We start from the raw sequence: 25,479 nt of genomic DNA, 5'->3' as shown, positions 1-25,479 counted from the left end.
CAAAGCGGGAAGCTGGCCCCATGCACATCGTCTTTCGCGAAACCCACGGGATGGAGGAAACCGCCAGCCCGCAAGACCTCGGGCAGGCGCCCGCGCCCCTCGTGGTGCTGTCGTTTTCCGACAGCGACCTCGGGGCCTTCGGCGCTGCTTGGCACGCGGCACGCGCAGACGATCCGGCCTTTCCCGACATGCGCCTGGCCAATCTGGCCACGCTCGCCCATCCGCTGTCGGTCGATACTTATGTCGAGCGCACGCTGGGCGGCGCGCGGGCGATCCTGATCCGGCTGATCGGCGGGGAGGCCTATTGGGCCTATGGTCTTTCGCAAGTGAGCCTGCTGGCCCGCGCGCAGGGCATTGCGCTGGCCGTCCTGCCCGGCGACGGTCGCCCCGATCCCCGGCTGGACAGCTATTCCACGGTGCCCCCCGAAACCCTGCGCGCGCTCGACCGGCTCTGCACGCAAGGCGGCGCGCCCGCCGCCCGCGCGGCGCTTGCCCTTCTGGCCGGGCAGGCAGGCTTTGCGCCCGGAGCCACGCCCGCCGGGCAAGAGCCGCTCCCCCCCGCTGGCGGCTGGCACCCGGACCGGGGCCTCGTCGATCCGCTCAAAGTGCCCTGCGATCCGGCCCGCCCGCTGGTGCTCGTGGTGTTCTACCGTGCCTATCTGGCCGCGGGTGACCTTGACCCCATCGCCGCGCTGATCCGCGCGTTCGAGGCGCGAGGGGCTGCGGCGCTTGGCCTCTTTGCCTCCTCGCTCAAGGCCCCGGAGGCACGCGGGGCCATCGCAGAATGGATCGCCGCCCTCGCCCCGGCGGCCATCGTCAACGCCACGGCCTTTTCCGCCCGCGACGAGAACGGCCACAGCCCGCTCGACAGTGCCGGGGTGCCGGTCTTCCAACTCGCGCTCGCCACCGCGCCGCGCGCGGGATGGGAGGCCTCGCCGCGCGGGCTGTCTCCGGCAGACCTTGCCATGCATGTCGTCCTGCCCGAGATCGACGGGCGCATTCTGGCCGGTGTCGCCAGCTTCAAGGAAAGCGGCACGCCCGATCCGGCGCTGGGCCTTGCCCCGGCGCGCCATCAGGCCGATCCCGAACGCATCGCGGCCATCGTCGCGCGGGTCGAGGGCTGGATGGCGCTGGCCCGGCACCCTTCACCCCAATCTCTCGCTCTCGTGCTCTCGACCTATCCGGGCAAGCCCCACCTGCTAGCCCATGCCGTCGGCCTCGACGCGCTGGCTTCCGCGCAAGCCATTCTGGCCGATCTGGGCCAGCCGGTGCCCGCCGATCTCGCCACCGCCTTGCAGCACGAGCGCCTGACATGGCCGCTTTCCGCCTATCGTGAAGCGCTGGCCACCCTGCCCCCAAGCTTGCAAGCCGACCTCGCGCGAGCGTGGGGCGATCCGGCCCATGACCCAGCCTGCCGCGAGGGCGCATTCCATTTCACCGGTCTCCCCTGCGGCACCGTGCGCGTGCTGCTTCAGCCCGAACGCGGCGCCCACGCCACGCGCGAGGACGACTATCACGACCTCGACCGCGTGCCCTGCCATGGCTATGTCGCGTTCCATCTCTGGCTGCGCAGCCTTGGCCTCAATGCCCTGATCCATCTGGGCGCCCATGGCACGCTCGAATGGCTGCCGGGCAAGGCTGTCGCGCTTTCGGGCGCCTGCTGGCCCGAGGTGCTGGTCGGGTCGCTGCCGGTGGTCTATCCGTTCATCGTCAACGATCCGGGCGAGGCCGCGCAGGCCAAGCGGCGCATCGGCGCGGTCACCATCGGCCATGCCCCGCCGCCCCTCGTCCCCGCCGGCAAGGCCACCGGGCTGGACCGCCTCGAAGCCCTGCTCGACGAATTTTCCAACGCCGACGGTCTCGACCCGGCCCGGCGCGACCGCCTGACCGGCGCCATCTGCGGCGAGGCACAAGCCCTCGGCCTTGCCGCCGATCTCGGCCTCTCCCCCCAAGCCACCGCCGCCGAAACGATCACCCGCATCGACCGCTTCGTGTGCGAGATCAAGGAAAGCCGGTTTGGCGAAGGGCTTCACGTCTTTGGCCGGGGCGAACAGGGGCTGGCCGAGCGTACCGGCCTGCGCGCCGCGCTGGCCGGGCGGCGGGTGGCACCCGGCCCCTCCGGCTCGCCCTATCGCGGGCGCAGCGATGTCCTGCCCACGGGCCGCAATCTCTACACGATCGATCCGCGCGCGGTGCCCAGCCGCGCCGCCCATGCCCAAGGCGTGACCCTCGCCGAGGAACTCGTGCGCCGCCATCTTCAGGACCATGGCGACTGGCCGCGTGCGCTCGTCGTCGACCTCTGGGGTTCGGCCACGATGCGCACGGCGGGCGAGGAGTTTGCCATGGCGCTCCACCTGCTGGGCGCGAAACCGGTGTGGGACAGTGCCTCCGACCGGGTGACGGGCGTGGAAATCCTGCCCATTGCCCTCCTCGAAAGGCCGCGCCTCGACGTGACCTTGCGGGTCTCGGGCCTGTTTCGCGATGCCTTCCCGCAATTGCCGCTGCTGTTCGGGCAGGCCGTGCGCGCGCTGGCCGACCGCGACGAACCTGCCGAATGGAACCCCTTCGTCGGCCAGCAGGCGCCCCACCGCGTCTATGGCCCCCGGCCTGCGCGCTATGGCCTTGGCATGGGTGGGGCGCTTGAGACGTATGGCGAGCAAGGCCGCCGGGCCGGGGGCGAGGCCTGGCTCGCCGCCTCCGACCAGCCGCTCGACCACGCCGACCTCGCGCCCGATCCGCAAGGCTTGCGCGAACGTGTCGGACAGGCCGATGCCTATGTCCATGTGCAGGATCTGGAGGAGACCGACCTCCTGCTGGCTGCCGACTATGCCGCCCACGAAGGCGGTTTTGCCGCCGCGCAGGCGGCGGTCGGCGCCAACAGGGCCGCGCTCTATCACCTCGACAGCCACGACCCCGCCAAGCCCGTCGCCCGCCCGCTCCCCGAGGAAATCGCCCGCGTGGTGCGCGCCCGCGCCGCCCATCCCGGCTGGATCGCGGGGATGATGCGCCACGGCTTTCGCGGTGGGGCAGAACTGGCCGCCACGCTCGACCATCTGGGCGCCTTTGCCCATCTGGCGGGCGCCGTCCCGGCCCATCTGTTCGATCTCTATCATGACGCCACGCTGGGCGATGTGGATGTCCGCGCGTTCCTCGCCCGCGAAAATCCCGGCGCCCTGGCCGCTATGGAGGCCCGCTTTGCCGCGCTCCACCGCGCTGGCCTGTGGCAGACGCGGCGCAATTCGATCCTCGCCAGCCTGCCGGACACTCCCGCATGACATCGAACGGCACGATCCGGGGCTGGTGTCCCAATGCATGGCGCCCGATGGAGGCAGGCGACGGCCTGCTCGTCCGGGTCAAGCCGCGCATGGCGCGCCTCACCACGCCGCAGGCCCGCGCCATGTGCGAAGCCGCGCTGCGCCACGGCAACGGGATCATCGACCTCACCCGCCGCGCCAACCTGCAACTGCGCGGCGTGCGCGAGAGCCAGTGGCGCCCCCTGCTCGAAAGCCTGATCACGCTCGGCCTCGTCGACGAAGACCCCACCCTCGAAGCACGGCGGACCATCCTCGTCGCGCCCGACTGGCAGGTTGGAGACGATACCCATCGCATTGCCAGCGCGCTCGTCGAGGCTCTGCCCGCCCTGCCGCCCCTGCCCGGCAAAATCGGCTTTGTCGTGGATGCCGGGCCAGCCCCGGTTCTGACCGGCGAGGCGGGCGATTTCCGCATCGAGCGCGGCGCGTCGGGCGGCCTGATCCTGCGCGCGCAGGCCCGCCCGCTGGGGGCCGCCGCCCCGTTCGGGAAAGAGGCCGCCTTGCTCGCCGATCTGGCCTGCTGGTTCGCCCGGAGCGGCGGCGCGCAGGCAGGCCGCATGGCTCGCCACACCGCCCCCCTGCCCGACTGGGCCAAGGGCACGCAAGGCCCCGCGCGCCCGCGCCCACCTCTCGAACCGGGTGCGACCTCCCTCGGCATGGCGCTGGCCGCCCCGTTCGGACAGATCGAAGCCTCGGCCCTGCTGCGCGCGCTCGACCGTCCGGGCGTGAACGGCCTGCGCCTGACGCCATGGCGCGTTTTCTTGATCGAAGGCGGGCGTGGACACGATTTTTCCGGCTTCATCGCCGATCCCGCCGATCCCCTGCGCCGGATCGACGCCTGCCCCGGCGCGCCGCTGTGCCCGCAAGCCAGCGTGGAAACCCGCTCCTTGGCCCGCGCTCTCGCGCCCCATCTGACCGGCCACACCCATGTCGCAGGCTGCGCCAAGGGCTGCGCCTGCCCCGCCCCCGCCGATCTCGTCCTCACCGGGCGCGCGGGCCTGTTCGACCTTGCCCATCACGCCCGCGCCGGAGCCGCGCAGGAAACCGGGCTTTCCCCCCATGCCGTGCTCGCCCGTTTTGGAGCTGCCTGATGCCTCACGTGTATGAAACCGATGGCGCCGCGATCTATGCCCGCTCGTTCGCGATGATCCGCGCCGAGGCCGATCTCGCCCGCTTCACCCCCGATGAAGAGCCGGTCGCCGTGCGCATGATCCATGCCGCCGGCATGGTCGAACTGGCCCGCCATATCCACTTTTCCCCCACGTTCACCGCCGCCGCCCGCGCCGCGCTGGCCACAGGGGCGCCGATCCTGTGCGACGCGCGGATGGTCTCCGAAGGGATCACCCGCGCGCGCCTGCCCGCCGCCAATCCGATCCTGTGCCCGCTGCACGATCCGCAGGTTCCCGGCCTTGCCAAGGACATGGGCACCACGCGGTCTGCCGCCGCGCTCGAACTCTGGCGTCCGCATCTGGCGGGCGCGGTGGTCGCCATCGGCAATGCGCCGACCGCGCTGTTTCACCTGCTGACCATGCTTGAAGACCCGGCCTGCCCGCGCCCCGCCGCGATTGTCGGTTGCCCGGTCGGCTTTGTCGGCGCGGTCGAATCCAAGGCCGCGCTGTGGGAGGAAGCCCCCGTGCCGTGTTGCGTGGTCGAAGGGCGGCTGGGCGGCAGCGCCATCACCGTGGCCGCGATCAACGCGCTGGCGAGCCGCGCGGAATGAGCGCTCCCCTTTCTCCCATTCCGGGCACGATCCACGGTGTCGGCCTCGGCCCGGGCGCACCCGACCTGCTGAGCGTGCGCGCCGACCGCCTCGTGCGCGGGGCATCCCATGTCGCCTATTTCCGCAAGGCCGGACGACCGGGGCAGGCCCGCCGCATTGCCGAAGGCATGCTGCGCCCCGACGTGGTCGAGATCGCGATGGAATATCCGGTCACCACCGAAATCCCGTTCAGCGACCCGCGCTACAACGAGCGGCTTTCGGCCTTCTATGCGCAGTGTACACAAAGGCTCGTTGCGCTCTCGGCAGCGGGCGAGGATGTCGTCGTCCTGTGCGAAGGCGACCCGTTCTTCTATGGCTCGTTCATGCACCTGCACAGCCGCCTGTCGGGGCTGGCGCCGGTGGAGGTCGTCCCCGGCATCACCGGCATGGCAGGGGCCTGGAATGCCACGGGCCTGCCCATCACGTGGGGCGACGACGTGCTGACCGTGGCCATGGCGACGCTTCCCGAAGACGAACTCGTCCGCCGCATCCGCGATACCGACGCGCTGGTGGTGATGAAGATCGGGCGCAACCTGCCCAAGCTGATCCGCGCAGTGGCGCAGGCGGGCCGCGCGGACGAAGCCTGGCTCGTCGAATATGCCGCCATGCCCGAACAGCGCGTCACCCCGCTGGCGCAGGCGAGCAGCGTCACCCCCTATTTCTCGATCCTGCTGATCCACGGGAAAGGCCGCCGTCCATGAGCGCCGGGCAAGAAGGATGGCTGGCGATTGCCGGGCTGGGTCCGGGCGATGAAGCCCTGATCACTCCCGAAGTGCGCGAGGCCCTCGCCATGGCAACCGATGTCATCGGCTATACCCCCTATGTCGCGCGCGTCGCGCCCCGGCCCGGCCTGACCCTGCACCCCAGCGACAATCGGGTGGAACTCGACCGCGCGGCCCATGCCCTGTCGCTCGCACAAGAAGGCGCCCGCGTGGTCGTGGTTTCCTCGGGCGATCCGGGGGTGTTCGCCATGGCCGCCGCCGTGTTCGAGGCGCTCGAAGCCGGGCCGCTGTCATGGCGCAGCCTCGACATCCGCGTGTTGCCGGGCATCACCGCCATGCTCGCGGCCAGCGCGCGGGCAGGCGCCCCGCTCGGCCATGATTTCTGCGCGATCAACCTGTCCGACAATCTCAAGCCCTGGCCCCTCATCGAAAAGCGCCTGCGCCTTGCCGCACAGGCCGATTTCGCGATGGCCTTCTACAACCCGCGCTCCAAGGCCCGGCCTGAGGGTTTTGCCCGCGCGCTCGCCGTCCTGCGCGAGGCCTGTGGCGACAGCCGCCCGGTCCTGTTTGCCCGTGCCGTCTGCACGCCGCAGGAAGCCTTGCGCATAGTCCCCCTCGATCAGGCCCGGCCCGAGATGGCCGACATGCGCACGATGGTCATCGTCGGGTCGAGCCAGACCCGCCTGATCGAACGGCCCGGCGCAGCGCCCCTGCTCTATACCCCGCGTTCCGCACCTGAGGGGGGCGCATGATCGAGCCAGTCGAGCACGTCGACGGCCCGGTGAACCTCCATGCGGGGGGGCAAGGCAGGCCGGGCGATCATGATCACCGGCAGCCCCAGCGCGCGCGCGGCCTCCAGCTTGGCCTGCGCGCCGCTGCCCCCGGCGTTCTTGGCGACGATACATTCGATGCCGTGCGCCTCCATCAGCGCGCGGTCGCCTGCCACGGTAAACGGCCCGCGATCGACCACCAGCGCATGATCGGGCAAGGCGGGCGCCTCCCCCGGCGCATCGACAAACCGCAGGACATAACGATGCTGCGGCTGCGCGGCGAACGCCTCGACATGCTGCCGCCCGAGCGCGAGGAACACCCGGCGCGGCGCCCCGGCCAGTGCCTCGACCGCCTGCGCGATGGTGGCGACTTCACGCCAGCGGTCGCCCTCCTGCGCCTCCCACGCCGGGCGGGTGAGCGCGACGAGCGGCACCCCGGCAAGCTGCGCCGCCGCGCAGGCATTCGCGCTCATCGTCGCGGCAAAGGGGTGGGTCGCATCGACCAGGTGGGTGATGCCCTCCGCACGCAAGTAGGCCGCCAGCCCCTCCACCCCGCCAAAGCCGCCCACCCGCGTCGGGATCGGCTGCGCGCGCGGGTTTTCCGTGCGCCCGGCATAGCTGAGCGTCGCGCAAAGCCCGTGCGCGGCCAGGAGGCGGGCCAGTTCGCTCGCCTCGCTGGTGCCCCCCAGCACGAGAATGCGGCGCAAAAGGCGGTGCGGCATGGCTGATCCTGCAAAGCGGGCGGGGGAAGACGCCCCGTGGCTGATGATTGTGGGCCTGAGCGAGGATGGCTACGAGGCCCTCTCCCCCCCGGCGCGAGCGGCATTGGCCCAGGCCGATGTGGTGATCGGGCCGATCCGCCATCTTGGTCTGGTCCTGCCCCACCTTACGTGCCCGGCCCACGAATGGCCAGTCCCGTTCCGCGAAGGCGTGGCGCGCGTGATGGAATGGCGGGGCCAGCGGGTCGTCGCGCTCGTATCGGGTGACCCGTTCTGGTTTGGCGCGGGCAGCAGCCTTGTCGCCGGCCTGCCCCCCAATGAATGGATCGCCCATCCAGCCCCTTCCACCTTCACGCTGGCCGCCGCGCGGCTGGGCTGGGCGATACAGGATCTGGTCTGCCTTGGCCTTCATGCCGCCCCGTTTGCGCGCCTGCGCCCGCATCTGGCGCCGGGCCGCCGCGCGCTGGTCCTGCTGCGCGACGGCGCGGCGGTGGGCGACCTTGCCCGCTGGCTGACCGATCTGGGCTTCGGCGCGTCCACACTCCATGTCCTCGAAGCGCTGGGCGGCCCGCGCGAGCGGGTGCGCGAGGGCCGCGCCGATGCCTTCACCCTGACCGACATCGCCCACCCGGTCGCGGTCGGGCTTTCCTGTGCAGGCTCCGGCCCGGCGCTGGCGCTCACGCCGGGGCGCGACGACATGCTGTTTGCCTCAGACGGGCAAATCACCAAGGCCCCCGTGCGCGCGCTGACGCTGGCCGCCCTCGCCCCCCGCGCGGGCGAGCACTTGTGGGACATCGGCGCGGGTTCCGGCTCCATCGGCATTGAGTGGCTGCTGGCCCACCCCTCAACCCGCGCCACCGCCTTCGAAGCCGATCCTGTCCGCGCCGCCCGCGCGCGGGCCAATGCCGGGGCGCTGGGCGCCGACCGCCTGACCGTGATCGAGGGCCGCGCGCCTGCCTGCCTGCCATTGGACCCATCCGATCCGCGGCCCGACGCGGTGTTCATCGGCGGCGGATTGTCGCAGGCCCTGCTCGATGCGCTCCGCGCTGGTCTGCCTGCCGGAACGCGGCTGGTGGCCAATGCCGTCACCCTCGAATCCGAAGTGCTGCTGGCGCAGGCCCAAGGCCTGCACGGGGGCAGCCTGTTGCGGATCGAACTGGCCGACGCCGCCCCGCTGGGCCCGAGGCGCGGCTGGAAGGCGCGCTATCCCATCGTGCAGTGGAGCGTGACGCTGTGAGCGAGAGCCCCATCCTCGTCGCCGGTTTCGGCTTCCGCCGGGGCGCCAGCCTTGCCTCGCTGCATGCAGCATTGGCGCAGCATGGCGCAGCAAACATCACCCATCTGGCCACTGCCGACGACAAGGCCGAGGGCCTCGCCCCGCTGGCCCACGCGCTCGGCCTGCCGCTGCTGGCCATCGGGGCACAGGCGCTGGCGGCCATGCCCACGCAGACCCGCTCGGCCACGAGCCTTGCCGCACGCGGAACCGGCAGCCTTGCCGAAGCCGCCGCGCTGGCCGGCGCCCGCATGCTTAGCCCAAACGCCTCCCTCCCCCCCTCCCTCATCGCCCCCCGCCGCCTTTCGCCCGACCGCCGCGCCACGTGCGCCCTCGCGCTGGCAAGCCCTCAAGGAAGCCTTGCATGACCGTTCACTTCATCGGCGCCGGTCCCGGCGCGCCCGATCTGCTCACCCTGCGCGGACGCGACCTCATCGCGGCCAGCCCGGTCTGTCTCTATGCCGGGTCGCTGATCCCGCGCGCGGTGCTCGGCCATTGCCCGGAAGGCGCGCGGATCGTGAACACCGCCCCGCTCGACCTCGACGCGATCATGGCCGAAATTACCCGCGCCCACGAGGCGGGCCAGGATGTCGCCCGGCTCCATTCGGGCGATCTTTCGGTGTGGTCGGCCATGGGCGAGCAATTGCGCCGCCTGCGCGCGGCCCATATCCCGTTCACCGTCACGCCCGGCGTCCCTGCCTTCGCCGCCGCCGCCGCCGCGCTGGAGGCCGAACTGACCCTGCCCACGCTCGGCCAGTCGCTGGTCCTCACCCGCACGCCGGGCCGCGCCAGTTCGATGCCCCCGGCCGAAAACCTGACGGCCTTTGCCGCCACGGGCGCGACGCTGGCCATCCACCTCTCGATCCACAATCTGGCCCGCGTGGTCGCCGATCTTATGCCCCAATATGGCGCGGATTGCCCGGTCGCGGTGGTCTGGCGGGCAAGCTGGCCCGACCAGCGCATCGTGCGCGCCACGCTCTCCACCATCGAGGAGGCCGTGGGCGACACCATGGAGCGCACCGCACTGATCCTGGTGGGCCGGGTTCTGGGCGCACAGGACTTTGCCGAAAGCAGCCTCTATGCAACCGGCTATGATCGCCGCTTCCGCCCGCGCAAGGCGCAAAGCGCGCGATGATGCCCCCCGTCCCCCCCGGTCTTCTGGTCGCGGCCCCGGCCTCGGGCACGGGCAAGACCACGGTCATGCTCGGCCTGCTGCGTGCCTTTGCCCACCAAGGCCTGCGCGTGCAGCCGTTCAAGAACGGGCCGGATTATATCGACCCGGCCTTCCATCAGGCCGCCTGCGGACGCGCCTCGTTCAACCTCGACAGTTGGGCGATGGCGCCCGCGATGCTCCACGGCCTTGCCCGCCAAGGGGCCGGGGCCGACCTGATCCTGGCCGAAGGCTCGATGGGCCTGTTCGATGGCGTGGCCAAGGCGGGCGAAACCGGCAATGGCGCGAGCGCGGATCTCGCCCGCCTGATGGGCTGGCCGGTGGTGCTGGTGCTCGATGTTTCGGGGCAGGCGCAATCGGCTGCGGCGACCGCGCTCGGTTTTGCGCGGCTCGATCCGCAGCTTCCCTTTGCGGGCGTGATCCTCAACCGCGTGGCCAGCCCCCGCCATGAAAGCCTGCTGCGGGCAGGGATGGAGGCAGCGGGCCTGCGCGTGCTGGGCGCGCTGCCGCGCCGGGCGGACCTTTCCCTGCCCGAACGGCACCTCGGGCTGGTGCAGGCGATGGAGCATCCCGATCTGGACGCCACGCTCGACACATTGGCCACCCTTCTGCGCGATCATGTCGATCTGGATGCCCTGCGCGCCGCCGCATCCGGGCAGGCCCCCGATCATACCCCTTCCCCGCCCATGCCCCCACCGGCCCAGCGCATCGCGGTGGCGCGCGACGCGGCCTTTTCGTTCCTCTACCCCCATCTCCTTCAAGGCTGGCAGGCGGCGGGCGCGCAAATCCTGCCGTTCTCGCCGCTGGCCGACGAGGCACCCAATGCCGGGGCCGATCTGGTCTGGCTGCCCGGTGGCTATCCCGAATTGCACGCAGGCCGCATCGCCGCCGCGCAGACCTTCCTGAGCGGGTTGCGCACCCACGCGCAGACCCGCCCCGTCCATGGCGAATGCGGCGGCTACATGGTGCTGGGCGAGGCGCTGATCGACAAGGCGGGAACATCGCACGCCATGGCCGGGCTGCTCGGCCTCGTCACCAGCCATGCCCGGCGCCAGATGCATCTGGGCTATCGCCATGCGCGCCTGCACGCCCCCATCGGCGCGCTGCCCGCCGGAACAGCCCTGCGCGGCCACGAATTCCACTATTCGACGATTGTCGAGCAGCGCGACGAACCGCTGGCCCGCGTAGAAGACGCCAATGGCGCGCAACTGCCCGAGACCGGCTCGCGCCGGGGCATGGTCACCGGCACGTTCTTCCACCTGATCGGAGCGGCCACATGATCGACCTTACCCTGATCGGCATCGGCACCGGCAACCCGGACCACCTGACCGCGCAAGCCCGGCGCGCGATGGCCGGGGCCGATCTCATCCTCCTGCCGCGCAAGGGCAGCGACAAGGCCGATCTGATCGACCTGCGCCGCACGCTCTGCGCCGGACTGGAAGGCCCCCGGATCGTCGAATTCGACATGCCCGTGCGCGATGGCGCCGCCGCCTATCTCGGCGCCGTCCACGACTGGCACGCGGCGATCACCGCCCTCTGGCGCGCCGAAATCGAGGCGCACCTGCCCCAGGGCGGCAGCCTCGCCCTGCTCGTCTGGGGCGATCCGATGCTCTACGACAGCACCTTGCGGATCGCCCGGCGCTTGGCGACAAGCGGCATGAGGCTGACCATCCGGGTTGTTCCGGGGATCACCAGCATTCAAGCGCTCTGCGCGGCCCATGCCATTCCGCTCAACCCGCTGGGCGGCGCCGTGACCATCACCACGGCCCGCATGCTGCGCCGCCATGGCTGGCCGCAAGGGGCGACTTGCGTGGTCGTGATGCTCGACGATGGCACCACCCTCGAAACCCTGCCGCCCGAGGGCATCACCGTGTGGTGGGGCGCCTATCTGGGCATGGAGGCCGAGGCGCTCGACCACGGCCCCCTCGCGCTGGCCGCCCCGCGCATTGCCCGCCTGCGCGCGCAGCTTCGCGCCCGCCATGGCTGGATCATGGACATTTCCCTCCTGAAAAAGGACCAGACCGATGCCTGAAGCATCCCCCTCTTCCGAAGAGCAGGACGCCCGCCACGCGGCCAAGATGCGCAAGAAGCAGGCGGCGCGCGACACCATCCTGGCCAGCAAGACCCGCGAACAGGGCCTGCTGATCGTCCACACCGGCAAGGGCAAGGGCAAGACCAGCGCCGCGCTCGGCATGGTCGTGCGCGCGATTGGCCACGGGATGAAAGTCGGCGTCGTCCAGTTCGTCAAAGGGGCCATGCACACCGGCGAAAAGGCCGTGTTCGAGGCCTTCCCCCAGCAGGTCACGTTCCAGCCGATGGGGCAGGGTTTCACCTGGAACACCCAGGACCGCAGCGCCGACATCGCCGCCGCCCGCACCGCGTGGGAGGAAGTCAAGCGCCTGATCGCCGACCCGGACATTGCGATGGTTGTGGCCGACGAACTCAACATCGTGCTGCGCTACGATTACCTGCCGCTCGACGAAGTGCTCGCCGTGCTGACCGCGCGGCCCGAGATGAAGCACGTGATCGTCACCGGCCGCAATGCGCCCGAAGCCCTGATCGAGGCCGCCGATCTCGTCACCGAGATGACCCTCGTCAAGCATCCGTTCCGCGCGGGCGTCAAAGCCCAGCCCGGCATCGAATTCTGATTTCCCCGCACGAAAAGGCCCCCCATCATGCTCGAACCTGTCGAAGACGGCCCCGCGGTCGTCGCCTGCAACACCTGCCGCCACAGCAAGACCGAACGCGAGGACGCGCAAGGCCAGCGCGGCGGCGCGCGTCTGGTCGAAGCCTTGCGCGCGGTCCAGTCGGGCGAGGAACGCTTTGCCGGGATCGCCGTGCAGGAAATGCCCTGCCTGTTTGCCTGCGGTGATTTCTGCACCGTCCATGTCCGCGCGCCGGGCAAGATCGGCTATGTCATGGGCCGCTTCGAGCCGGGCGAGGAGGCCGCCACCGCCATCCTCGACTACACCCTGCTGCTCTCGCAAAGCGAGCATGGGCAGGTTCCGTTTCGCCAATGGCCCCAAGGTGTTAAAGGCCACTTCATCACCCGCACCCCTCCAGCCGGATTTGTCGCAGCATGAGCTTCTTTCCCACCCGCGCCGCCTTTGCCCAGACCCTCGCCGCCCTGCCCGGCCCGAATGAAGCGGCCATCGAGGCCGCGCGCGAACGCCAGAGCCAGTTGACCAAGCCGGCCGGTTCGCTCGGCCGCCTCGAAGACATCGCGATCTTCATGGCCGGATGGCAGAACCGCACGATCCCCGCGATCGACAAGGGCCGCACGGCGATCTTTGCCGGAAACCACGGCTTCATGGTTCATGGCGTCAGTGCCTTTCCGGTCAGCGTGACCCAGGCCATGGTCGCCAACTATGGCGCCGGGGGCGCGGCCATCAACGCGCTCGCCGGGTTTGCCGGCATGGACCTGACCATCGTCCCCCTCGAACTCGACCGCCCCACCGTCGATTTCACCCAGGGTCCGGCGATGAGCGAGGAAGAATGCCTCGCTGCGCTCAATGCCGGGGCCGCCGTGGTCACGCCCGATCTCGACCTGCTGACCGTGGGCGAAATGGGCATCGGGAACACGGCCTCGGCCTCGGCCCTGTGCGCCCACAGCCTTGGCGGCAGCGCGGCCCACTGGGTCGGGCCGGGCAGCGGGCTCGATCCCGAAGGGGTCGCGCGCAAGGCCGCCGTTGTCGGACAGGCTTTGGCGCTCCATGCCGATGCCCCGCGCGATGCCTTCGAAACCCTGCGCCGTCTGGGGGGGCGCGAAGTGGCCGCCATGGCCGGGGCCACCCTCGCCGCGCGTGCGCAGCGCATTCCGGTCGTGCTCGATGGCTTCATCAACTGCGCGGCGCTGGTGCCGCTGTTCGTCGACAATCCGGCCATCGTCGACCATTGCCTTGCCGGGCATTGCTCGGCAGAGCCGGGCCATGTGCGCATCCTTGAAACCTTTGGCCTTTCCCCGTTGCTCTCGCTGGGCCTGCGACTGGGCGAAGGCAGTGGGGCGGCGCTCGCCGTGCCGATAATCCGCGCCGCGCTCGCCGCCCATGCCCAGATGGCGACTTTTGCCGATGCGGGGGTCGAAAAGAGCCTGTGAGCGCGTTCCGGCTCCACCTGCTGCGCCATGGCGCGCCCGAAGTTCCCGGTCTCCTGCTCGGGCGGACCGACGCCGCGCCGACCGGGGCGGGCGTAGCCGCCTGCGGCAGGGCGGTGGCCGGACTGTCGTTTGAGCACCTCGTCTGCTCCGATCTGGCCCGCGCGCGCGTAGCGGCACGGGCCATCGGCGCAGGCAGGGGCCTTGCGCCCCAGATCGATCCGCGCTGGCGCGAAATGGACTTTGGCGCATGGGATGGCCTTTCACCCGCAGCCGTCCCTCCGGCCAGCCTGTCGGCCTTCCAGACCGATCCCGATGCCTTCCCCCCACCCGAAGGAGAGAGATGGTCGGCGCTGGTCGCACGGGTGCGGGCCGCGCTGGCCGAAGGGGCAACCGGCGATACCCTGATCGTCACCCACGCCGGGGCGATGCGCGCGGCGCTCACGGTCCTTTGCGGGTTTTCCTATGATCAGGTCTGGGCCTTCGACTTGCCCTATGCCAGCCTGCTTTCGCTCAGGGTCTGGCCCGGAAATCCGATGTCCGGAAACCCCATGATGGCCCAGATCACCGGGCTTTGCGCCGGAGAGCCCGCATGAAGGGCCTGCTGATCGCCCTCCAGTTCATGACGCGCCTGCCCGGCCCGCGCCTGACCGTCAGCGACGCTGAATTTTCCGCCTCGATGCGCTGGTTTCCCGCCGTGGGCGGGGTGATCGGCGCGATTGTGGCAGGCGCCAGTTGGCTTGGCGCCCATGTCGATCCCTGGACTGGCGCGCTGGCCGGGCTGGTCGTCTGGGTGGGCGTGACCGGCGCGCTCCATCTCGATGGCCTCGCCGACATCGCCGATGCGGCGGGCGCCGCCCACAAAGGCCCGGGCCGCGTGCGCGAGGTTCTGGCCGATCCGCATCTGGGCAGCTTTGGCACCAGCGCCCTCGTGCTTCAGGCGCTCGCCAAGCTGGTCCTGCTCCATGCGCTGATCGTGCAGGGGGTCTGGCTGCCGCTGATCGCGGTGCCCTTTGCCGCGCGGATTGCCCCACTCGTCTGGACGCGCACGATGACCCCGCTTCACGCCGGGCTGGGCGCGCGCTTTGCCGGGGTGATCCGCCCGGTCGATCTCGCGCTCTGGGGGCTGATCCTGCTGGGCGCGGCATGGTTTGCCCCCGGATTGCTGGCGACGGTCCCGGCCATCGCGCTGTGGCGCCGCTGGATCCTGCGCCGCATCGGCGGCATTTCGGGCGATGGCATGGGCGCAGGGATCGAACTGGTCGAAAGCCTGCTGCTGCTCGCCCTTTCCATCGGAGCCATCGGAGCCTTGCGATGAACACGAATCGCTGGACATGGCACGGCGGCGGCCTGTCTGCCGCCCGCGCCCGCTTCGGGGGCGAAGCGGCAGACTGGCTCGACCTTTCGACCGGCATCAATCCATGGGCTTGGGGCTGGCCCGAAACGCAAAGCTCCCCCATCGACTGGCGCGCCCTGCCCGACGAACAGGCCCTTGCCACGCTGGAGGAAGCCGCCGCCGCCCATTTCGGCTGCCATCCCGATCATGTCTGCGCGGTGCCGGGTACCGAAATCGGCCTGCGCCTCGCCGCCGACCTGCTCCCCCGCGACGCCGCCCATGGCGTGCCCGGCTATCGCACCCATGGCGCGATGATCGCGGGCAGCACCCCCATCGCGCCCGAGGCCATGGCCTCCAGCACGGCGGCCACGCTCATTCTGGCCAATCCCAACAACCCCGATGGGCGCCTGCTGTCTCGCGACCATCTGCTTGCCCTCGTCGAAGCGCGGCCGGGCTGGACCGCGCTCGACGAAGCCTTTGTCGACACCCACCCCGGCCACAGCCTCGCCCCCATGATCGACGACGCGCGCCGCCTCGTGATCTTTCGCTCGTTCGGCAAGTTCTTCGGTCTGGCGGGCCTGCGCCTTGGCTTCGTGCTGGGGCCACGCCCGCTGCTGGCCACCTTGCGCGCAAGGCTGGGCGCCTGGCCGGTCTGCGCCGCCGCGCTGGCCATCGGCACGGCGGCCTATCGCGATACGGGCTGGATCACGCAGATGCGCGCGCGCCTCGTGGCCGAGGCCGATGCGCTCGATGCCGCGCTCGCCCGGCGCGGCTATCAGGCGACCGGCCAAAGCCCGCTGTTCCGCCTGATCGCCTGCAAGGATGGCCCGGCGCTGTTCGCGCATCTGGCCGCGCAGGCCATCCTGACCCGCCCGTTCGAGGATCATCCCGGCTGGCTGCGCCTCGGCCTGCCCACCGATGAGGCCGCCCGCGCGCGGCTGATTGCAGCCTTGCCCCCCCATGATAGCTGATCCGCGCATTGCTCTGGTGGCGCTGGGCCTCGATGCGCTGATCGGCTGGCCCGCGCCGCTCTATCGTGTGGTGGGCCATCCTGTCGGCCTGTTCGCGCGCCTGATCACGGCCTGCGAGCGGGGCTGGAACCGTGCGACCTGGGACTTTGGCTGGCGCCGCGCGGCGGGGGTCGTCACGGTCCTGTTGTTGCTGACCCTCAGCATCGGGGCAAGCATGGCCTTGCAAACCCTTTTGCCCGAAACAGGGCGCTGGGTGCTGCTGGGGCTGGCGGCATGGCCCGCGCTCGCGCTGCGCAGCCTCTACCAGCATGTCGTGCCCGTCGCCCGCGCGCTCGAAGCGCAAGACCTGCCCGCCGCGCGCCGGGCGGTGGGCATGATCGTCGGGCGCGATGTCGCCGCGCTCGACGAAGCGGGCGTGGCGCGTGCAGCCATCGAGAGCCTCGCCGAAAGCTTCTGCGACGGCGTGGCCGCGCCGCTGTTCTGGCTGGTCGTGGGCGGGCTTCCCGGCGCCTGGGCCTACAAGGCGATCAACACCGCCGACAGCCTGATCGGCCACCGCGAACCGCGCTGGCGCGCCTTCGGCTGGGCCGCCGCGCGGCTTGACGATGCGCTCAACCTGATCCCGGCGCGGATGGCCGGGCCGCTGCTCTGCCTCGCCGGGCATGGTGGCTGGGCCACGCTGTGGTGCGATTGCCGCCGCCATGCCTCGCCCAATGCGGGCTGGACCGAGGCCGCGATGGCGGGTGCGCTGGGCCTCAAGCTGGCAGGCCCCGTCGCCTATGATGGCCTGTCCCACGACAAGCCGTGGATCGGAACGGGCCGCGCGCAGGCGAACGCGGCAGACCTTCGCCGCGCGCTGGCTCTTTATGTCCGCGCCTGCCTGCTGCTGGCGGGGCTGGTCGCTGCTCTGGTCGCGGCCCTCACTTTTGGAGAACGACCATGGTTGCCGTGATGCTGCAAGGAACCGGCTCGGACGTGGGCAAGTCGGTGCTGGTCGCCGGACTGTGCCGGGCGCTGGCCAACCGGGGCCTGCGCGTGCGCCCGTTCAAGCCGCAGAACATGTCGAACAATGCCGCCGTCACCCCGCAAGGCGGCGAAATCGGGCGGGCGCAGGCGCTTCAGGCGCTCGCCTGCCGGGTGCCGCTTCACACCGACATGAACCCCGTCCTGCTCAAGCCGCAGGCCGACCGCACCTCGCAACTGGTCGTCCATGGCCGCGTGCAAGGCACGCTGGGCAGCGGCAATTTCCGCATGGGGCGGGCGAGCCTCCTGCCCCACGTGCTCGAAAGCTTTGCTCGCCTCTCCGACGAGGCCGATATCGTCGTCGTCGAAGGCGCCGGTTCCCCCGCCGAGATCAACTTGCGCGCGGGCGATATCGCCAACATGGGCTTTGCCCGCGCCGCCGGGGTGCCGGTGGTGCTGGTGGGCGACATCGACCGGGGCGGGGTCATCGCCGCGCTGGTGGGCACCCGCGCGGTGCTCGATCCTGAAGACGCCGCGATGATCCGGGGCTTCCTGATCAACAAGTTCCGGGGCGATCCGGCCCTGTTCGAAGATGGCTATCGCCAGATCGAGGCGCGCGCGGGCTGGACCGGGCTGGGGGTCGTCCCGTGGCTGACGCAGGCCGTCCACCTGCCAAGCGAAGACGCAGTCGTGCTCGAACGCGCCACGCCCGCAGCCAGCGGGGCGATCCGCGTGGCCTGCCCGATCCTGCCGCGCATCGCCAATTTCGACGATCTCGACCCGCTCAAGGCGGAATCGGCAGTCGAACTGGTCATGGTCCCGCCCGGCCAGCCGATCCCCGGCGATTGCGCGCTGATCGTGCTGCCCGGATCGAAGGCGAGCCTCGCCGACATGAAGGCCATGCGCGCGCAAGGCTGGGATATCGACGTGATCGCCCACCACCGGCGCGGCGGGGCCATTCTGGGCATCTGCGGCGGCTACCAGATGCTGGGCAAGACCCTGTCCGACCCGCACGGTATCGAGGGCGCGCCCGGCGCGGTTCCCGGCCTTGGCCTGCTCGACTGCACGACCGTCCTCACGCCGCGCAAGGCCCTGCGCGAGGTGGCCGGCACGGCCTGGGGCCAGCCTTTCACCGGCTTTGAAATGCACATGGGCGAAACCACCGGACCCGATTGCGCGCGCCCGTTTGCCCTGCTCGATGGCGCCCGCCCGGATGGCGCCATCAGCCCCGATGGCCGGGTAGTCGGCAGCTATGTCCATGGCGCACTCGCCAGCACGGGCCTGCGCGCGGCGCTGCTCGACCGGCTCGGCGCCCGCTCGGACGGGCACGACCATGCCGCCCGCGTCGATGCCGCGCTCGATGCCATCGCCCGAACCCTCGAACAGCATGTCGATATCGACGCGCTGCTCGCCATCGCGCATCAGGGAGCCTGAGATGACCCGCCTGTTCGTTCTGGGCGGCGCGCGCTCGGGCAAGAGCCGCTACGCGCAAGCCCGTGCCGAGGAAACCGGCCTTGCCCCCGTCTATATCGCCACGGCAGAAGCGTGGGACGCGGAAATGCGCGAGCGGATCGCCCACCATCAGGCCGACCGCGGCCCGCAGTGGACCACCGTGGAAGCCCCCCTCGCCCTCCCGCAAGCCCTGCGCGAGGCCAGCACGCAGGGCCGTGTGGTCCTCGTCGATTGCCTGACCCTTTGGCTCACCAACCTGATGCTGGGCGAACACGATATTCCCCGCGCCCGCGACGACCTGATCGCCGCCATCGAGGACGCGCAAGGGCCGGTGATCCTCGTGGGCAACGAAACCGGCCTTGGCATCGTGCCCGACAATGCCCTCGCCCGCCGCTTCCGCGACGAAAACGGGCGGCTCAACCAGACCGTCGCGGCCTGCACCCATGAAGTGCAGTTCCTCGCCGCCGGACTTCCGCTCGCCCTAAAGTCCCCGCCAATTTGACACCAGTCATTTCCATGGACGACCCGCCCTGCCATGCCGCCTTTCCCCCGGCGCCGTCAGGGTCCGGGATCGACAAGGAAAGCGGCGGCGTGATGGATTATGATGTGGTGGTGGTCGGCGGCGGTCCGGCAGGTCTGGCCTTTGCACGCGGCCTCGCCAGAGCCAGCCAAAGGGGACGCCCGCTCAAGGTCGCCATTGTCGAGCGCCAGCCGCGCGAGGCGCTTGCCCAGCCCGCCTTCGACGGACGCGAGATCGCCCTTACCCACCGTTCCATCGACACGCTCAAGGCGCTGAGCGCGTGGGAGCATATCCCGCAGAACGAGGTCGCCCCGCTGCGCGAGGCGCGCGTTCTCAACGGCGCGTCGCCCTTTGCGCTGGCCTTCGACCCGCGCGGGGGCGTCCACGACCGCCTCGGCACGCTGGTTCCCAACCACCTGATCCGCCGCGCCCTGTTCGAGGTCACCGCCCGGCAGGAAGGCCTCGACCTTCTCACCGGAGCCAGCATCACCGCCCTTGTCGCAGACGACAGCGGCGCGCATGTGGTCCTTGCCGATGGACGACGCCTTGCCGCGCCCTTGCTCGTCGGCGCGGATTCCCGGTTTTCCTTCGTGCGCGAGCAATTGGGTATTCCGGCCCAGATCAACCGCACCGGGCGCTCGATGCTGTGCTGCCGCGTCCATCACGAGGCCAACCACGACAGCATCGCCACCGAATGGTTCGACCATGGCGAGACCAAGGCCATTCTGCCGCTCAATGGCCGGATGGCCTCGGCTGTGCTCACGCTTGCCAGCGAAGAGATCGACCGGCTCTGCGCGATGGACCCGGCCACGCTGGGCGCCGAACTGACCCGCCGTTTCGATGGGCGTCTGGGCCAGATGCGCGTGGCGCAAGCGCCCCATGCCTATCCGCTGGCGACCACCTGGTCGCGCCATTTCGCCAGCACCAGCGCGGCGCTGATCGGGGACGCTGCCGTGGGCATGCACCCGGTGACCGCCCATGGCTTCAACCTCGGCCTGCGCAGCGCGGCGAGCCTTGCCGCGCTGGTCGTCCGCGCGCACGGGTTGGGCCGTCCGCTTGCCTCGCCGCTGCTGCTGCGCCGCTATGAAGCCGGGCAGCGGCTGGCCGCGCGCCCGCTCTACGATGGCACCAACTTGCTGGTGAACTTGTTCACCGCCGAAACGCCGCCCGCGCGCCTGGCCCGCTCGGCCAGCCTGCGCCTTGCCGCCCGGCTTCCCGGCCTGCGCGGCGGGGTCAGCCGCCTGCTCCTGCAACGCTAGAAAACACCTGCGGGCTGAAAACACCTGCAGGCCGGGGATCAACCCCGGCGCAACCCCATGTCCTTGAGCGCGCGACGATAGAACATCGAGCTCATGTCGGCGGCCAGATGGGCTTCGGCAAGCGGGTCGAGCGGGACATGGGCGGGCCATTGCGCCTCGACCATGGCGGCGTCTTCCTCGAAGACCTGCCGGTTGAAGTCGTAAACGCCCTGCACCGGCTGGTCGGTATCGAAATTGCGGGCAATCGGCACGAACAGCCGCGTCTCGCGCGCCGAAACCGGCGAGGCCGCATTGAAGATCACCAGCCGGTCCTGCCCCGGAAAATGAACCTCCAGCGTGGCGGTAAACGGTGCATGGCAGCGGAAATGGCGCAGCCAGCGGAATCCGGGCGGCGCCTTGTCGATCCCCTTGGGATAGTTGGCCACCGTGCTCCAGTATTCGGCCTCGAACCCGTGTTCGGTGCGCGTGGGGCGATAGTCGGGCACATGGGCGTTGTCGGGATCGGCAAAGCTCTCGGTATGGATGAAGGCAAAGTGGGCGACATCGAGGAACCCCTCGATCTGGCGCCCTGCATAGCCATGGATATCGATCCACGGGCAGACGATCTGCTGGAACCCGGCCTCGTCCCAATGGGGCATGTCCATGATCGCGCCCGGAGCAGGCTCAGCATTTTCAGGATCAAGGCAGGTCCACACGAGGCCATAGCGTTCGACCGCCGGATAGGTCTCCAGATGGAACTGCGCGGGGATCGCCCGCTGCGGCTGGGCCGGAACATGGACACAGCGCCCGCCCGCGCCGAAGGTCAGCCCGTGATACGGGCATTCGACCCCCTTGCCATTGGCCCGCCCCATGCTGAGCGGCACCCCGCGATGGGGGCAACGGTCGGGCGCCACGACAATCGCGCCATCATCCCCCCGATAGATCACCAGCGGCTGATCGAGCAGCATGGCCTTGAGCGGTGTTTCGCCCACCTCGCGCACCAGCGCGACCGGATACCAGTGCCGGGCCAGGATCGCCCAGTCCTGCGCATCGAACGTGCAACCATCGGGGAGCGCGGGGCTCGCAGGGGCGCGGGTGAGAGGGGCCGTAGCCATAACCAGTACCTTGTCTGTTTTAAACCGTCCCGAAGACGATGAAGCCCCCAAGGCGCTCGATCAAACGCAATGATTTTAACGCCGCATTGCAAAATTGAGAGCAGTCAGATCTCCTGCGGCAGGATCAGGTTGAGCACCACCGCAATCACCGCCACCGGCATCACCCCCGAAGACAGCAGAATCCGCGCCGTTTCGGGCAGATGGCCCAGCGCCTCGGGTTCGAGCTGAAGCCCGAGCGCCAGCGACAGCGCCGTCCCGCCGATCAGCATGTTGCGCTGGTTCCAGACCACCCCCGACAGCATCGCGATGGCCGAAGACGCCACCATGCCGAACATCACGATGACCCCGCCGCCCAGAACCTCGATGGGAACCGTGGTGATCACCGCGCCGATCTTGGGCAGAAGCCCGCATACGATCAGGAACAGCGCGCCCAGCGTCACCACGAAGCGGCTCATCAGGCCCGACATCGCGATCAGGCCCACGTTCTGGCTGAATGTCGTGTTGGGCATGGCCCCGAACAGCGCCGAGAGCGCCGTGCCCACGCCATCGGCGGCCACCGCGCCCATCACCTCGCGGTCACTCGCGCGGCGCCCGGCGCCGTTTTCGCAGATCGCCTCGACATCGCCGATGGATTCGATCGAGGAAACGAACCCGATCAGGCAGAAGCCGACAATGGCCGAAGGCGACAGCGCCCAGCCAAAGGCGAGGAAATGCGGCAGCATCACCCAGTGCGCCTGCCCCACCGGCGCGAAATCGACCTTGCCCATGACCAGGGCCGCGCCATAGCCGACGAGCAGCCCCAGCAGAACCGCCGCCGTCGAGAACACCCCGCGCCCGAAGAACTTGAGCCCCAGCGTCGTTACCACGACCACGCCCGCCAAAGCCCAGCTTTCGAGCGAACCATAAGCCGGATGCCCGCGCAGCGCGACCCCGCCTGCGGCATATTCGATGCCCACCCGCACCAGCGACAGCCCGATCATCAACACGACGAGCCCGGTCACCAGCGGCGGCAGGGCAAAGCGGATCGGCCCGACCAGCCGGCTCAGCCCGGCATGGAGCAGCCCGGCCAGAAAGGCCGCCGTGGTGAGCGCGGCCATGCCCTCCACGCCCTTGCCCGCGACGATGGGGATCATCACCGAGATGAACGCAAAGCTGGTGCCCTGCACCAGCGGCAGCCGCGCCCCGATGGGACCAAGCCCGACGGTTTGCAGCAAAGTGGCCACCCCGGCAAAGAGCATGGCGGCCTGGATCATGTAGATCAGCGCCGAAGGATCGGGTGAGCCGAACCCGAACCCCGCGGCGCCCGCGACAATGATCGGGGGCGTGATGTTCGAGACGAACATCGCCAGCACATGCTGAACCCCCAGCGCAATCGCCATCGGCAGGGGCGGCACATAGGCCGGATCGCGCCGCTGTTCGAGGGTCAGCCCCCGCGCGGGGCTGCTATCGACCTCCCCGGCCTCGGGCCTTTGCTCCAGCCGGTCAGATCGTGCATGGCTCGCCATCGGTTCTGCCTTTCCTCAACTCGAATATCGGGGGCGCTAGGCCGCCATCAGCCGGGCCAGCGCGGTTTGCGCGCCCGCGACCACTTCGCGCCGCGATGTCAGCACGAGGTCGCCCTCGCGCACGATGGCGCGGCCTTCGACAAAAACATCCCGCGGCCCGGCAGGCGGCGCGAGGACCAGCGCGGCGAGCTTGTCCCAGCTTCCGCTCGACGCCACGTCATCGACCGGCCAGATCGCAAAGTCGGCCCGCTTGCCCGGCACGAGTTGCCCGCAATCATGCCGCCCGAGGATTTCAGCCCCGCCGCGCGTGGCCAGACGCAGCGCCGCGCGCGCGCTCAGCGCCCCGGCCCCGCCCTGCACCCGCTGGAGCAGCATGGCCTGTCGCGCCTCGGCCAGCAGATGCCCGCTGTCGCTCGACGCCGCCCCATCGACCCCGAGCCCCACCGGCACCCCGGCGTCGAGCATGGCCCGCACCGGCGCGATGCCTGAACCCAGACGGCAATTCGAACACGGGCAATGGGCAACGCCCGTCTGGGTGCGGGCAAACAGCGCGATCTCGGTCGCATCGAGCTGAACGCAGTGCGCGTGCCAGACATCGGGGCCCGTCCAGCCCAGGCTCTCGGCATAATCGCCGGGGCGGCAACCGAACTTTTCGAGGCTGTAGCGCACATCGTCGACGTCTTCGGCCAGATGGGTGTGCATCATCACGCCCTTCTCGCGTGCGAGGAGCGCCGCATCGCGCATCAGCTCGCGGCTGACCGAAAACGGCGAACACGGCGCCACGCCCACGCGCACCATCGCGCCATCGGCGCTGTCGTGGAATGCGTCGATCACCCGGATCATGTCGTCCAGAATGGCGCCTTCGGCCTCGACCAGACTGTCGGGCGGAAGGCCGCCAAGGCTCTCGCCCACGCTCATCGCCCCGCGCGTGGGGTGAAAGCGCATGCCGATGGTCTGCGCGGCGGCAATCGTGTCTTCGAGCCGCACGCCATTGGGGAACAGGTAAAGATGGTCGGACGAAAGCGTACAGCCCGATAGCGCCAGCTCGGCCAGCCCCAGCCGCGTCGCATCGAACACATCGTCGGGCGTGTAGCGCGCCCAGATCGGATAGAGCGTCTTGAGCCAGCCGAACAGCGAGGTGTCCTGACATTCGGGCACCGCGCGGGTGAGCGACTGGTAGAGATGATGGTGCGTGTTGACGAGGCCGGGCGTGACCACACAGCCGCGCGCATCGATGGTTTCCACGCCATCGAGCTGTACGGCCATATCCGCCGTTGGCCCGCAGGCCACGATCACCCCGTCACGCCAGACCAGCGCGCCATCGGCGATCTCGGTGCCCGCATCATCCATCAGCGCGATCACGTCGGCATGGACGATCGCGCGCGTCTTGCCTGCCTCTCCTGCCATCATTGTGCCGGGGCCTTGGGCGGCATCTTTTCATAGCGCGGCCAATCGGCCAGCAGGGTATCGACCACCTTCGAACCGACCGTATAGAGCGCTTCGAGCGAGGCGTTCATGCCCGAATAGCTCTCGTTTTCTTTCAGCAGGTTGGTCGCCGCAGACACGCCGGGCGGCGGCATCGTGAAATTGGACGCCCCGCGCAGCACCATCACGCGGTTGCGATCGGCCCGGCCCACGCGCGAAAGATAGTCGATAGACTGGAACGTACCGGTCTCCTCCATCGCCGAGGTGACGAACGTGCCCTTGCCCCCGGTCCAGAAATCGACCCAGTCGTGCGCCCATTGCGTCATCATCGCGCCGTGCCAGAAGGTCATCGCAGCGAGGTTGTCGCCGGTCATCACGCGCGGCGCGGCCAGCGCCTCGGGTGTGTCGGTGTAGGGCGCGCGGGCCTTGGCCAGATCGGCGCTGTCGGGCAGCGTGATGCCCTTGGTCAGGCCATAGGCCCAGTCGGCAAGGCCCGCGTTGAGCGCGAACATCTCGCCTTCCTCGGCGCTCTGCGGGTGCTTGTCGAGCGGCCCCTTGGCATTGAGCGGGAAATAGCCGCTCGGCCAGTTCCTGGGCATTTCGCGCGCGTCGATCTCGTGCGCCAGATCGCCATCGACCAGATAGTGCGCCCAGACCGCCGAACCGATGGTCGCCTGATGCGGGTCCACCCCGGCGATCCCGGCCACCAGCCAATAGGCATGCGAAAGGTCGAAACGCTGGTCGAGGCCGAGCGCGAGGGTCGCCGTTGCCGAGCGGATCGAGCCCATGCCCGTCACCATGCCCAGAATCTGGCTCCTGGGGTTGTAATAGAGGTCGTGGTGGGACTGCGGAAAGGGAATGCGCACGTCGAGCTTGCGCCGCTCGCGCCAGAACTGGAACTCGCCGGGCGCGTCGCCGGTGTCCTGCCCGATCTCGAACATGGTGACCACCACCACCTTGACCGGAATGCGCGCCGCGCAGGCCCCGCCCGGCTTGCACGCCAGCGCCGCACTCACTTGCGCGGGAAGCGCGGGTGCAGATGCCGCCCCTTTGGCCTGTGCCACCGCGCTTCCTGCCGCACCGGCAAGTGCCAGGCCGATTGCTCCGCGCCAAAAGGCCTTCATCTGCACCATCAT

25 protein-coding genes are annotated in these 25,479 nt (G+C 70.0%); 20 read left to right on the top strand and 5 right to left on the bottom strand.

The annotated features are described in order from the left end of the window. Window positions 1-20 precede the first annotated feature (20 nt). Genes cobN through cobJ form a run of 5 tightly spaced genes read left to right on the top strand, consistent with a single transcriptional unit; the run spans window position 21 to window position 6,544 of the window. Window positions 21-3,275: a cobaltochelatase subunit CobN gene (gene cobN / locus SBI20_RS02360; RefSeq protein WP_317973532.1), complete on the top strand. Its 3,255-nt coding sequence runs from the start codon at window positions 21-23 to the stop codon at window positions 3,273-3,275. Then, on the top strand, window positions 3,272-4,402 hold the full coding sequence (locus tag SBI20_RS02355; RefSeq protein WP_317973531.1) for a cobalamin biosynthesis protein CobG: 1,131 nt from the start codon (window positions 3,272-3,274) through the stop codon (window positions 4,400-4,402). Before cobN ends, SBI20_RS02355 begins: the two co-directional genes overlap by 4 nt. Further along, window positions 4,402-5,031: a precorrin-8X methylmutase gene (locus SBI20_RS02350; RefSeq protein WP_317973530.1), complete on the top strand. Its 630-nt coding sequence runs from the start codon at window positions 4,402-4,404 to the stop codon at window positions 5,029-5,031. The genes SBI20_RS02355 and SBI20_RS02350 overlap by 1 nt, the downstream gene beginning before the upstream one ends. Then, window positions 5,028-5,771, top strand: a complete 744-nt coding sequence (gene cobI / locus SBI20_RS02345) for a precorrin-2 C(20)-methyltransferase (RefSeq protein WP_317973529.1) — start codon at window positions 5,028-5,030, stop codon at window positions 5,769-5,771. The genes SBI20_RS02350 and cobI overlap by 4 nt, the downstream gene beginning before the upstream one ends. After that, window positions 5,768-6,544 (top strand): precorrin-3B C(17)-methyltransferase, encoded by a 777-nt coding sequence (gene cobJ / locus SBI20_RS02340; RefSeq protein WP_317973528.1) that lies wholly within the window; start codon window positions 5,768-5,770, stop codon window positions 6,542-6,544. Before cobI ends, cobJ begins: the two co-directional genes overlap by 4 nt. Here the strand turns inward: cobJ and SBI20_RS02335 are convergent. Continuing rightward, window positions 6,508-7,269, bottom strand: a complete 762-nt coding sequence (locus SBI20_RS02335) for a cobalt-precorrin-6A reductase (RefSeq protein WP_317976021.1) — start codon at window positions 7,267-7,269, stop codon at window positions 6,508-6,510. The two genes, cobJ and SBI20_RS02335, sit on opposite strands and share 37 nt — an antisense overlap. Window positions 7,270-7,282: 13 nt before the next feature. Between SBI20_RS02335 and cbiE the strand changes: the two genes are divergently transcribed. From cbiE to ubiM, 15 genes are read left to right on the top strand one after another with little or no spacing between them, the layout of a single operon-like run. Then, window positions 7,283-8,518, top strand: a complete 1,236-nt coding sequence (gene cbiE / locus SBI20_RS02330) for a precorrin-6y C5,15-methyltransferase (decarboxylating) subunit CbiE (RefSeq protein WP_317973527.1) — start codon at window positions 7,283-7,285, stop codon at window positions 8,516-8,518. After that, window positions 8,515-8,922, top strand: a complete 408-nt coding sequence (locus tag SBI20_RS02325; protein WP_411911486.1) for a cobalamin biosynthesis protein — start codon at window positions 8,515-8,517, stop codon at window positions 8,920-8,922. The genes cbiE and SBI20_RS02325 overlap by 4 nt, the downstream gene beginning before the upstream one ends. Continuing rightward, window positions 8,919-9,689 carry a precorrin-4 C(11)-methyltransferase gene (gene cobM / locus SBI20_RS02320; protein ID WP_317973526.1) on the top strand — a complete coding sequence of 257 codons (771 nt, stop codon included), beginning with the start codon at window positions 8,919-8,921 and terminating at the stop codon, window positions 9,687-9,689. Before SBI20_RS02325 ends, cobM begins: the two co-directional genes overlap by 4 nt. After that, a complete protein-coding gene (locus tag SBI20_RS02315) occupies window positions 9,686-11,005 on the top strand; it encodes a cobyrinate a,c-diamide synthase (RefSeq protein ID WP_317973525.1) in 1,320 nt (439 codons plus the stop codon). Before cobM ends, SBI20_RS02315 begins: the two co-directional genes overlap by 4 nt. Next, the gene (gene cobF, locus SBI20_RS02310) at window positions 11,002-11,757 is read left to right on the top strand and encodes a precorrin-6A synthase (deacetylating) (RefSeq protein WP_317973524.1); all 756 of its coding nucleotides are present in this window, start codon (window positions 11,002-11,004) and stop codon (window positions 11,755-11,757) included. Before SBI20_RS02315 ends, cobF begins: the two co-directional genes overlap by 4 nt. Continuing rightward, a complete protein-coding gene (gene cobO / locus SBI20_RS02305) occupies window positions 11,750-12,373 on the top strand; it encodes a cob(I)yrinic acid a,c-diamide adenosyltransferase (protein ID WP_317973523.1) in 624 nt (207 codons plus the stop codon). Before cobF ends, cobO begins: the two co-directional genes overlap by 8 nt. 27 nt (window positions 12,374-12,400) lie before the next feature. Beyond that, a complete protein-coding gene (locus tag SBI20_RS02300; protein ID WP_317973522.1) occupies window positions 12,401-12,808 on the top strand; it encodes a DUF1636 domain-containing protein in 408 nt (135 codons plus the stop codon). Then, complete coding sequence (cobT, locus tag SBI20_RS02295; protein WP_317973521.1) at window positions 12,805-13,821, top strand: nicotinate-nucleotide--dimethylbenzimidazole phosphoribosyltransferase; 1,017 nt, start codon at window positions 12,805-12,807, stop codon at window positions 13,819-13,821. The genes SBI20_RS02300 and cobT overlap by 4 nt, the downstream gene beginning before the upstream one ends. Further along, window positions 13,818-14,414: a histidine phosphatase family protein gene (locus SBI20_RS02290; RefSeq protein ID WP_317973520.1), complete on the top strand. Its 597-nt coding sequence runs from the start codon at window positions 13,818-13,820 to the stop codon at window positions 14,412-14,414. The genes cobT and SBI20_RS02290 overlap by 4 nt, the downstream gene beginning before the upstream one ends. Beyond that, window positions 14,411-15,136 carry an adenosylcobinamide-GDP ribazoletransferase gene (locus SBI20_RS02285; RefSeq protein WP_317973519.1) on the top strand — a complete coding sequence of 242 codons (726 nt, stop codon included), beginning with the start codon at window positions 14,411-14,413 and terminating at the stop codon, window positions 15,134-15,136. Before SBI20_RS02290 ends, SBI20_RS02285 begins: the two co-directional genes overlap by 4 nt. Next, window positions 15,133-16,125, top strand: coding sequence for an aminotransferase class I/II-fold pyridoxal phosphate-dependent enzyme (locus SBI20_RS02280; protein ID WP_317973518.1), 993 nt, complete (start codon window positions 15,133-15,135; stop codon window positions 16,123-16,125). The genes SBI20_RS02285 and SBI20_RS02280 overlap by 4 nt, the downstream gene beginning before the upstream one ends. Next, window positions 16,118-17,077: an adenosylcobinamide-phosphate synthase CbiB gene (gene cbiB, locus SBI20_RS02275; protein ID WP_317976019.1), complete on the top strand. Its 960-nt coding sequence runs from the start codon at window positions 16,118-16,120 to the stop codon at window positions 17,075-17,077. The genes SBI20_RS02280 and cbiB overlap by 8 nt, the downstream gene beginning before the upstream one ends. Beyond that, entirely contained in the window at window positions 17,065-18,522 is a 1,458-nt protein-coding gene (locus SBI20_RS02270) for a cobyric acid synthase (RefSeq protein ID WP_317973517.1), read from the top strand. Before cbiB ends, SBI20_RS02270 begins: the two co-directional genes overlap by 13 nt. Window position 18,523: 1 nt before the next feature. Continuing rightward, window positions 18,524-19,042 carry a bifunctional adenosylcobinamide kinase/adenosylcobinamide-phosphate guanylyltransferase gene (gene cobU / locus SBI20_RS02265; RefSeq protein ID WP_317973516.1) on the top strand — a complete coding sequence of 173 codons (519 nt, stop codon included), beginning with the start codon at window positions 18,524-18,526 and terminating at the stop codon, window positions 19,040-19,042. A gap of 14 nt (window positions 19,043-19,056) precedes the next feature. Beyond that, window positions 19,057-20,319 (top strand): 5-demethoxyubiquinol-8 5-hydroxylase UbiM, encoded by a 1,263-nt coding sequence (ubiM, locus tag SBI20_RS02260; protein ID WP_317973515.1) that lies wholly within the window; start codon window positions 19,057-19,059, stop codon window positions 20,317-20,319. A gap of 38 nt (window positions 20,320-20,357) precedes the next feature. Here ubiM and SBI20_RS02255 read toward each other — a convergent pair whose 3' ends face one another. From SBI20_RS02255 to SBI20_RS02240, 4 genes are all read right to left on the bottom strand, one after another. Continuing rightward, window positions 20,358-21,413, bottom strand: a complete 1,056-nt coding sequence (locus SBI20_RS02255) for an aromatic ring-hydroxylating dioxygenase subunit alpha (RefSeq protein ID WP_317973514.1) — start codon at window positions 21,411-21,413, stop codon at window positions 20,358-20,360. A 104-nt stretch (window positions 21,414-21,517) separates the two neighbouring features. Next, window positions 21,518-22,918: a nucleobase:cation symporter-2 family protein gene (locus SBI20_RS02250; protein ID WP_317973513.1), complete on the bottom strand. Its 1,401-nt coding sequence runs from the start codon at window positions 22,916-22,918 to the stop codon at window positions 21,518-21,520. Between the two features lie 36 nt (window positions 22,919-22,954). Next, window positions 22,955-24,328 (bottom strand): 8-oxoguanine deaminase, encoded by a 1,374-nt coding sequence (locus SBI20_RS02245; protein WP_317973512.1) that lies wholly within the window; start codon window positions 24,326-24,328, stop codon window positions 22,955-22,957. Then, window positions 24,325-25,479, bottom strand: coding sequence for a purine nucleoside permease (locus SBI20_RS02240; RefSeq protein ID WP_317973511.1), 1,155 nt, complete (start codon window positions 25,477-25,479; stop codon window positions 24,325-24,327). Before SBI20_RS02240 ends, SBI20_RS02245 begins: the two co-directional genes overlap by 4 nt.

Origin of the sequence: Novosphingobium sp. IK01, assembly GCF_033242265.1 — a bacterium.
GTDB classification, from domain to species: domain Bacteria; phylum Pseudomonadota; class Alphaproteobacteria; order Sphingomonadales; family Sphingomonadaceae; genus Novosphingobium; species Novosphingobium pituita.
This window is presented reverse-complemented; position numbering and strand designations above follow the sequence as displayed.

Coding starts and splice junctions, on each gene's coding strand:
- cobN (WP_317973532.1), top strand. CDS start 21: ATGCACATCGTCTTTCGCGAAACCCACGGGATGGAGGAAACCGCCAGC.
- SBI20_RS02355 (WP_317973531.1), top strand. CDS start 3,272: ATGACATCGAACGGCACGATCCGGGGCTGGTGTCCCAATGCATGGCGC.
- SBI20_RS02350 (WP_317973530.1), top strand. CDS start 4,402: ATGCCTCACGTGTATGAAACCGATGGCGCCGCGATCTATGCCCGCTCG.
- cobI (WP_317973529.1), top strand. CDS start 5,028: ATGAGCGCTCCCCTTTCTCCCATTCCGGGCACGATCCACGGTGTCGGC.
- cobJ (WP_317973528.1), top strand. CDS start 5,768: ATGAGCGCCGGGCAAGAAGGATGGCTGGCGATTGCCGGGCTGGGTCCG.
- cbiE (WP_317973527.1), top strand. CDS start 7,283: ATGGCTGATCCTGCAAAGCGGGCGGGGGAAGACGCCCCGTGGCTGATG.
- cobM (WP_317973526.1), top strand. CDS start 8,919: ATGACCGTTCACTTCATCGGCGCCGGTCCCGGCGCGCCCGATCTGCTC.
- SBI20_RS02315 (WP_317973525.1), top strand. CDS start 9,686: ATGATGCCCCCCGTCCCCCCCGGTCTTCTGGTCGCGGCCCCGGCCTCG.
- cobF (WP_317973524.1), top strand. CDS start 11,002: ATGATCGACCTTACCCTGATCGGCATCGGCACCGGCAACCCGGACCAC.
- cobO (WP_317973523.1), top strand. CDS start 11,750: ATGCCTGAAGCATCCCCCTCTTCCGAAGAGCAGGACGCCCGCCACGCG.
- SBI20_RS02300 (WP_317973522.1), top strand. CDS start 12,401: ATGCTCGAACCTGTCGAAGACGGCCCCGCGGTCGTCGCCTGCAACACC.
- cobT (WP_317973521.1), top strand. CDS start 12,805: ATGAGCTTCTTTCCCACCCGCGCCGCCTTTGCCCAGACCCTCGCCGCC.
- SBI20_RS02285 (WP_317973519.1), top strand. CDS start 14,411: ATGAAGGGCCTGCTGATCGCCCTCCAGTTCATGACGCGCCTGCCCGGC.
- SBI20_RS02280 (WP_317973518.1), top strand. CDS start 15,133: ATGAACACGAATCGCTGGACATGGCACGGCGGCGGCCTGTCTGCCGCC.
- SBI20_RS02270 (WP_317973517.1), top strand. CDS start 17,065: ATGGTTGCCGTGATGCTGCAAGGAACCGGCTCGGACGTGGGCAAGTCG.
- cobU (WP_317973516.1), top strand. CDS start 18,524: ATGACCCGCCTGTTCGTTCTGGGCGGCGCGCGCTCGGGCAAGAGCCGC.
- ubiM (WP_317973515.1), top strand. CDS start 19,057: ATGGACGACCCGCCCTGCCATGCCGCCTTTCCCCCGGCGCCGTCAGGG.
- SBI20_RS02255 (WP_317973514.1), bottom strand. CDS start 21,413: ATGGCTACGGCCCCTCTCACCCGCGCCCCTGCGAGCCCCGCGCTCCCC.
- SBI20_RS02250 (WP_317973513.1), bottom strand. CDS start 22,918: ATGGCGAGCCATGCACGATCTGACCGGCTGGAGCAAAGGCCCGAGGCC.
- SBI20_RS02245 (WP_317973512.1), bottom strand. CDS start 24,328: ATGATGGCAGGAGAGGCAGGCAAGACGCGCGCGATCGTCCATGCCGAC.
- SBI20_RS02240 (WP_317973511.1), bottom strand. CDS start 25,479: ATGATGGTGCAGATGAAGGCCTTTTGGCGCGGAGCAATCGGCCTGGCA.